This window comes from Candidatus Beckwithbacteria bacterium, from assembly GCA_026397255.1.
GTDB lineage: Bacteria > Patescibacteriota > Microgenomatia > UBA1400 > CG1-02-47-37 > JAPLVF01.
Genome location: JAPLVF010000004.1, coordinates 1 through 8,016 on the forward strand (window position 1 = coordinate 1; position 8,016 = coordinate 8,016).

General features: G+C 42.2%; 7 protein-coding genes. 6 read left to right on the forward strand and 1 reads right to left on the reverse strand.

Annotated features, from left to right (window positions below):
- Positions 1 to 1,023, forward strand: a 1,023-nt coding sequence (locus NTZ93_00410; GenBank protein ID MCX6816328.1) for a DegT/DnrJ/EryC1/StrS family aminotransferase, incomplete at its 5' end; no start/stop codon positions are given.
- Positions 1,010 to 2,245 carry a lipopolysaccharide biosynthesis protein gene (locus NTZ93_00415; GenBank protein ID MCX6816329.1) on the forward strand — a complete coding sequence of 412 codons (1,236 nt, stop codon included), beginning with the start codon at positions 1,010 to 1,012 and terminating at the stop codon, positions 2,243 to 2,245. The genes NTZ93_00410 and NTZ93_00415, both read left to right, overlap by 14 nt.
- On the opposite strand, the gene NTZ93_00420 is transcribed toward NTZ93_00415, so the two are convergent.
- Positions 2,179 to 3,573 (reverse strand): hypothetical protein, encoded by a 1,395-nt coding sequence (locus NTZ93_00420; GenBank protein ID MCX6816330.1) that lies wholly within the window; start codon positions 3,571 to 3,573, stop codon positions 2,179 to 2,181. The genes NTZ93_00415 and NTZ93_00420 overlap by 67 nt on opposite strands.
- Positions 3,574 to 3,593: 20 nt before the next feature.
- Between NTZ93_00420 and NTZ93_00425 the strand changes: the two genes are divergently transcribed.
- From NTZ93_00425 to NTZ93_00440, 4 genes are all read left to right on the forward strand, one after another.
- Complete coding sequence (locus tag NTZ93_00425; protein ID MCX6816331.1) at positions 3,594 to 4,229, forward strand: class I SAM-dependent methyltransferase; 636 nt, start codon at positions 3,594 to 3,596, stop codon at positions 4,227 to 4,229.
- Entirely contained in the window at positions 4,195 to 6,342 is a 2,148-nt protein-coding gene (locus NTZ93_00430) for a glycosyltransferase (protein ID MCX6816332.1), read from the forward strand. Before NTZ93_00425 ends, NTZ93_00430 begins: the two co-directional genes overlap by 35 nt.
- Positions 6,335 to 6,913 carry a hypothetical protein gene (locus tag NTZ93_00435; protein ID MCX6816333.1) on the forward strand — a complete coding sequence of 193 codons (579 nt, stop codon included), beginning with the start codon at positions 6,335 to 6,337 and terminating at the stop codon, positions 6,911 to 6,913. Before NTZ93_00430 ends, NTZ93_00435 begins: the two co-directional genes overlap by 8 nt.
- On the forward strand, positions 6,900 to 8,016 hold a 1,117-nt coding region (locus NTZ93_00440; protein ID MCX6816334.1), incomplete at its 3' end, for a hypothetical protein. The genes NTZ93_00435 and NTZ93_00440, both read left to right, overlap by 14 nt.

Sequence of the window (8,016 nt, forward strand, 5' to 3'; positions counted from 1 at the left end):
CAAACCCAGGCATTTGAAGCCAAAATGGCCCAGTTAACCCACACCAAATACGCCGTTGCCCTTAACTCCGCTACTGCCGCCTTACACCTGTCTTTTTTAACCAGTATCCGGCCCGGCGACGAGGTTATCAGTCCGTCTTTAACTTTTGTCGCTGCCAACCAGGCTATTCTCCAGGCCGGCGGGAAAATCGTTTTCTCCGACTGCGACCCCGAAACGCTATCTTCCGACCCCCGGGATATTTTAAAAAAAATTACTCCTAAAACCAAAGCCATCTTAGTTTTGCATTACGGCGGCCATCCCACTGACATGAAACCCTTATTAGCGGTTTGCCGTCAGAAAAAGATTATCTTAATTGAAGATTGTGCCCATGCAGCTGGTAGTTATTATTACGGCCAACACGTGGGCGGTTTCGGTGATTTAGGCTGTTTTTCTTTTGCCGCCATTAAAAATATTACTACCGCTGACGGCGGCATGGTAGTGACTAATGATCGGCCAAAGGCCGACCGGATACGGCATTTGGCCTGGTCCGGCATTTCCAGCACTACCTGGAAGCGTTATTCCGGTCAAAAAACCAGGAAGTGGGAGTATGACGTCACTGCTTTGGGTTTTAAGTATCAAATGAACGACTTGGCCGCTTCCCTTGGTCTGGTCCAGTTTAGGGAGTTAAAGCAGCGCAATAGAGCCAGAAAATTAATTTTTAAACATTACAATCAAGCATTTAGAAAATTAAACTGGGTTAAAATCCCGGTCGTTAAGCCTTGGGCTGAATCCAGCCACCATAACTATTTTATTAAAGTTGACCGTAAAATCAGGAATAAACTGATTGACTATTTAAACCAGAAAGGCATCAGCGCCAACGTCCATTATTTGCCGAACCACTACTATAAAATGTTCAACAATTTTCCTCATGAGGTGCCGGTTACCGAGTCAGTCTGGCAGGAGATTGTCTTATTGCCGATCTTCCCCGATTTATCCACCACTGATCAGGGAAAAATTATTCAGGCAGTTTATGACTTTAACTAAAACCAGTTTTACCGGCGCCTTTTGGTTAGGCTTATTAAAAGTCGTGATTAAGGCCTTTTCTTTCCTTAAAATCGTGATTGTTGCCCGGATCTTGTCCCCGACGGATTTGGGTTTGTTCGGGATTGTTCTCCTGCCTTACGGTCTGGTAGAGGTAATGACCGAATCCGGGATTAATCAGGCATTGGTTCAAACTCAAAAAGATGTCCGCAGTTATTTAAGTTCTGCCTGGGTGGCCTTTTTCTTCCGGGGCATCCTGATCGGTGGCCTTTTGTACCTGTCGGCGCCGTTGATCAGCCGTTTTTACGGCCGGGACTTAAATTTGGCGATCAGACTGATCAGTTTAACTCCGGTTCTTAAGGGTTTAGCCAATCCGGCAGTGGTATTATTCCTTAAAAACTTAAATTTTAAAAAAGAGTTTGCTTATCAATCTTTAGCTTCGATTGTGGAGTCCCTGGCCACAATTATTTTCGTTCTGGTTTTAAGAAATATGCTCGCCTTGCCCTTGGGGGTAGTTGTCGGCGGTTTAGCTGCCTTGGTCTTTTCCTTTGTTTTTGCCCCGCTTCAATTAATTAAAGTGAGTTTTAACAAAATTAAAGAGCTGTATCATTACGGTAAATGGGTGACGATCGGCACCTTTATGTCCTTTATCAACGATCAGGGGGACGACTTCTTTGTCAGTAAATTTTTAGGCGCTTATCCCTTAGGCCTTTATCAGACTGCTTATAAAATTTCCAATCTGCCGACCACCCAGGGTGCCGGTTTGATTTACTCGATTATCTTCCCGATTTTTTCTTCGATTCAAACCGACAAGGTTCGTTTGCGCCGGGGTTTGCTTAAATCTCTAGCCATCACTTTTGTTTTAAGCCTGACTTTTGCCGCTGGTGTTTATCTGTTTGCCCCGTTTTTTGTCCGTCTTTTCTTAGGTGAAATTTGGTTAGCGATGATTCCGGCCTTAAATGTCCTGCTACTGTTTGGCATTACCCGGCCGTTAATTTCTGCCGGATCGGCTGTTTTTGACGCCGTTGGCCAACCCAAAACTGTCGCTTCCATTAATTTAATCAGGCTGTCGTTGATGGTAATTTTACTCTATCCCTTGACTAAGCTTTGGGGGATTGTCGGTACTTCCTGGGCCGTCGTCATTGCCCAAATTAGTGTTTATCCCTGGTTTGTAATTAAGCTTAAAAAAGCCTTGTCGGTGACGACGAATTTGCGTGCGTCATAAAGCCGGTCGTAGTTCCGGTAATACCACTCCAAGTTTTGGGTAATTTTTTTTACCGAACTTTTCAAATTATCACTATAAAAATCCTGATTGAGAATCCCTTCGGCACAACGGGCTTTTGTGGTTGTTAAAAACAGCCGGCGGCAGAACCAGGCGTCGCTGAACACGTTCGGCCAGCCTTCCCCTCTGGTGGGTAGGACCATTAAACTGCTTTTTAACACTTGTTTGTAATAAGCCTTTGGTTTTAGATTGTGGGCAATTTTTAACTTCCAACCTGAAGGGATAATTGTTTTTAACCTATCCACCCCTTTTTGGCGGGACAATCGGCCGGCATATAAGATTATTTTCTCTCTGTTTATCTTTAATTTTTTTATTAGATCGATATTTTCCTGACTTAAGCCGCCGCTATACCAAATTAATTTTTTATTTTTGCCGAAAGGTTTAGCTACCGCCGTTGATTCTACCAAGACATATTGGCATAACCAAACAATCAATTTAGCTCTCCAAGTAGGCACAATCACGCTGTCCATTTTAATAATTACTTTATTGTCAAAGAGTTTTAAAATTAACAGCTTAAGCAAAAGATGTTTTTCAAACGGATAAAGCCAAACCCGGTGCCAGCACTTAAACAAACTGCCCCACTCATTTCGGTCAATGACCTTTCTAACGGAATAGCCTGATTTTTCCGCCGCCGCCATAAAATAGCCGATATTTTTGTTGGCATAAGTCGGATGCCATTCATAGTGGCGGACCAAAATTCTTTGCCTCGGGGGGATTCGCGAAAAAACCAGCACATTTTTATGCCAGTGCTGATAAATCTTGGCCGATTTAAGTTTGTTTTTTAAGGCTTGAGTTAACTCCGGCTCGAAAAACAAATTTATTTGCCTTTTAATGTACTTTAAACTTCTGGGGTTAACATGTTCTGGGTTAACTTCATTAGACCAGGAAATGATCAGATAATCTTTAACACTGCCGATCACATTATTTAAGACAGTCGCCTCATACTTTTTATCTATATGTTCCGCCACTTCGGTAAAATTAACCACTTCCGCTTGACCTAAATTAAGCTTGTTTCTCAGGTCCAGTTTTTTAACATAAGGCTTAATAGTTCTAGGCATATACTTAAATGCCGCCCGAGCGGCTTCCACGCCGCTGATTCTTATGCCCTTTTTCTGCCACCATTCCAAACTGTAACCGTTAGCGCAGCCAAAATCGATTAGCTCTTTTGGTTTAAATATTTCCCAAATTGCCCTAGCGTAAGCAAAATAAATCTTTTTCGGTCTGAATTTAAATTGTTTATCGCCATAAAGCTGGTCATCAAATTTTTCCATAACCATATTATAATCAATTAATGGCACTAAAGATAAAATATTTTCACCGCGGACAGTTTGATCCAAGCCAATTAAGGGAAGATAATATCGACCGTTTGTCAACCAGTTTAGTTCCTCATGGCTCAAAAGTTTTAGAATTAGGCTGTGCCACCGGTTTTATGGGGAATTATCTTACCAAAAAACTCCATTGCCGGGTCATCGGTGTGGATATTAATCCGGCGGTAAAGGCTGATATTACCGGCGATTTAGCCAAGACAAGTGTTTGGCAGGAAATTAAGCCACACCGGCCTTTTGATGTTGTTTTCGCTTCAGCGATCCTGGAGCATTTGCCTGATCCGGAAACCACACTTCAATTAATTAAATCAGTCTTAAAACCCAAAGGCATATTGATTATTACTCTGCCTAATGTTGCCCACTGGCGCCAGCGGCTTAAACTCCTGCGCGGTCATTGGGATTATGAAGATTATGGTCTTTTAGACCAAACTCATTTGCGGTTCTTTAATTATTTTAGCGGCCAAAGATTAATCACCGCCGCCGGTTTCACTATTAACCAAATCCTGATCGATCCGGCCGGCGGTTTGAAATATTTTAACTGGCTGGTCAAACATTTCCCTAATTTATATGCCTACCAAATCTGTATTAAAGCCAATAAATAGAGAATCCCGGAGTGAAAGAAGTCCCCACTCCGGGATTGATCTTAGTATTTCCATTGCTTCCTACAATACTAAAGCGTTTCTCCGGCGTTGTTTAATGTCGATTTTTAAATATACCAAACAACTTAATTTTGAGGTGATTGTGGTCGATAATGCTTCCTCTGATGGCTCAGCCAAGATGGTAAAAAAATATTTTCCCAAGGTGAAATTAATTGTCAATCCGATTAACAACTTTTATACCGGTGCCAACAACCAAGCCCTAAGCCTGTCGAAGGGTAAATATTTTCTGATTCTTAACTCAGATATATCTTTGAAAGATAACGCTTTTAAAAAAATGGTTGATTATTTAAACCGCCAGCCTAAAGTTGGGGCCATCGAGGCCTTACAGCGATATGAAGACGGCCGGATTGTGATTACCGGTTCCCAACAAAACTCGCCTTGGCTCGATGCGATCGAATTAACTTTATTGCATAAATTACTGCACCCCCAATCTTTATCCGACTTTCGTTTAACCCGGTTAGACCGGGCTAAATCTTGGCCGGCCCCGGTTATTTGCGATGCCTGTTTTATGACGAGGACCGATTTACTGAAAAAAAATGGCGGCTATGATGAAAAATTAAAACTTTATTACACGGAAAACGACTTATGCCGCAAAATCCAAAAACAAAAGCTAACCACAATCCATTATTCACACGCAACTGTTTGGCACCGCGTCTCCGCTTCAACCGATAAGGTTGGTTGGAAAAAAATATCCGGCATTTTTTCCCACGATGCCCGGATTTATTACTCAAAATATCATTCCCTCTTTGCGGCCTGGGTTTTATTTTTAGCCATGAAAATAAGTAATCTTTTGGTGCTGCTGAAACAAAATTGGCAAATTATTCTTATTGTTCTCTTAGCCAGTTGGTTGCGGTTTTACCGTTTGCCGGAAACCATGACTTTTATCGGTGATCAGGGCCGCGATTACTTGGCTGCCCGGGAGATGGTCCAAAGCGGCCATTGGCCGCTGGTAGGAATTCCTTCTAGTGTTCCCTGGCTCAGGCAAGGGCCTTTATTTATCTGGCTGATAGCCTTATCTTTTAAGCTTGGTCACTTTAATCCGCTTGCCCCGGCGGTTTTAACCGCCGTCTTTGGTGTTTTAACTGTTTATTTGGTGTATCGTTTCAGCCACAGCCGCCTAGCCGCTTTAGTTATGGCTACTTCTCCTTTAGCCTTAATCCACAGCCGTATGCCTTATCATGTCAGCCCGATCCCTTTATTTACGGTTTTATATTTAATTGCTCTGCAAAGTCAGTCAGTTGCCTGGACTTTTTTACTGGCCGGAGTTTTACTGCAGTTTGAACTGACCACTTTGCCCTTGCTCCTGCTGGCCTTAATCTATTTTTATAAGCATAAATTAAAGATTTTTCCCCAGATATTTTTAGTTTTGATTCCTTTTATTCCGAAACTTATTTATGATTTTTCTCATGGTTTTACCCAGACTTTTGGATTTGGTGCCTGGACCATCCACCGTTTACTGGAGTGGCGTTTTTCCAACCAGGCAATCCTGACAATCGCCGAATTTTGGCAAAAATTTGTCAGCTGGGACCATCCGCTGACGGCTGTTTTTTTCGGCATCCTGGCAATTATCACTGTTTTTAAGCATCGGCTCTTGTTTTATTTTTTACTGATTAATCTGGTGGCTTTGTATTTTCACGGCAACCCTTCCGAAGCTTATTTTCCGGTCCTTTTTCCGGTTTGGGCGATCATGATCGGTCTGGTTAAACCCAAATTATTTAAAGCCGCTATTGTTGGCTTATGTTTATTTAACTCTTATTATGTTGTCAGTCATAATTTTTTAACCTACGGCCCGCCTTTAGCCGAACGGGTATTGCTGACAAAAGTTATGCTGAGAAAAGTTAATAATCAACCGGTCCGTTTAATTAACTACCCTGATGTGGCTAAATTTACCAGTTATTTGGACAATTATCGTTATCTGCTTTGGTATTATGGCGGCCGGGAATCGCCGAAAGGCGTTCCTATGATGATTTATGACGGTCCGGCTAAGGATTTTGTTCCTCCTTGGTGGGCGACGGTTTATCATTTTCCGACGCAAAAACTGATTAAATATGACTAAACTCAAAATTTTGACTCTTAACCAGCCGGGAATAACTGATTTTAGCGCTGCCAGAAACAAATTGATGCAGGTTGTCAAAACTGACTGGATTCTTTTTCTGGACAGTGATGAGACCTTACCGCTGGAAATTAATCCGGATCACTTGGATAAACACTATAATTACAGTTTTAAAAGGCAGGACTGGTTTTTAGGTAAAAAATTGCGCTTTGGGGAAACTAGTCGTTTAACCTTTGTTCGTTTGGTCCAGCCACACACTGGCAAATGGCAGGGAAAAGTTCACGAAAGGTTTATTTCGGCTTTAGCGGTTAAAGCCCTTAACCAACCTTTATTGCACCGCCGTCGCCTGACCATCAGTCAATTTCTTGATAGACTTAATTATTATTCCAGCCTCCGGGTTGAAGAATCAAGCCATTTTTCTATTTTTGAACTACTTTTTTATCCTTGGGGAAAGTTTGTGAAAAATTATTTTTTCCATTTAGGATTTTTAGACGGCATTCCCGGTTTAGCTATGGCATTTCTGATGAGTTTGCATTCTTTAGCTGTCCGGGTCAAACAATATGAAAATACTTAAATGGCTCTTGGTCTTGCAGATTCTGGTGAATTTAATCGGCGCCTTAGGCCCGGAATTAGGCTTTGACGCCTTGTGGTACCATTTAACTGAGGCGAAATTATTTTTAGCTCATCACTCGCTGGCCCCGATTCCCGGCAATTTGCTTTATTGGTCCGGCCTGCCCCGACTGGGAGAAACAATTTACGCTTTGTCTTTAGCCATCAGCCCGGCTTTACCGAAGCTAATTCACTGGGGTTTTGGTGTTTGGTGCGTTTGGTTAGTTTATCGCTTGGGTGGGATGGCGGCGGCTTTGCTGTTTTACTCGACACTACTGGTCGGCTGGCTGTCCACGTCCGCCTACATCGACTTAATCATGACTGCCTGGCTTTTGGCGGCTGTTTATTACCGTCGCCTCAAAAGAATCATCTTTTTAATTTTGGCTGGCGCCACGAAACTGCCGGCTTTAGTCTATGGTTTGGCAATTACTCTGATTCCGTGGGGGATTTTAGGGATTTTGCCGTTTGCTTTGATTAACTATCATAGCACCGGCAATTTTTTCTATCCGTTCCGGGAAAATTTTGGTTTTGAACACGAGTGGTTTTTTAACGGCTTTATTTATTGGTTATCCCGTCCGCTCCGGTTATTTTTTGACCCGGCTTACCGTGTCGGTCCGATTATTCTGATAATCTTTATAATAGGTTATAAACATTATAAATATTGTCGAATTGCTTTATTATCTTTTCTTTTATGGTTTTTAATGCCCGGCACGGACTTCGGCCGGTTTGCTTTATTTCCTCTGGCTTTGTTGAGTTTATCGGCTGTTAAACCTAGCCGCCTGATCACGGCTTTAATTATTTTCCAGGCCGTGGTTGGTATCTCCGTCCGGGCTTATGCCAATGCCAAATATTTACCGGTTATTTTTGGTCAACAAACTCAGGCTGATTTTTTAACGAAAAATCTTAAGTTTTATTTTGGAGATTGGTACGACATTGACGGCTGGTTTGCCAAAAACATTAAATCAACTGACAAAGTTTTGGTTTACAATCTTCACAATCTTTATTATGTCGACTTTCCCTATGACCACGCCACCTGGAAAAATCCGGTTACCCGCTACACTCATATTT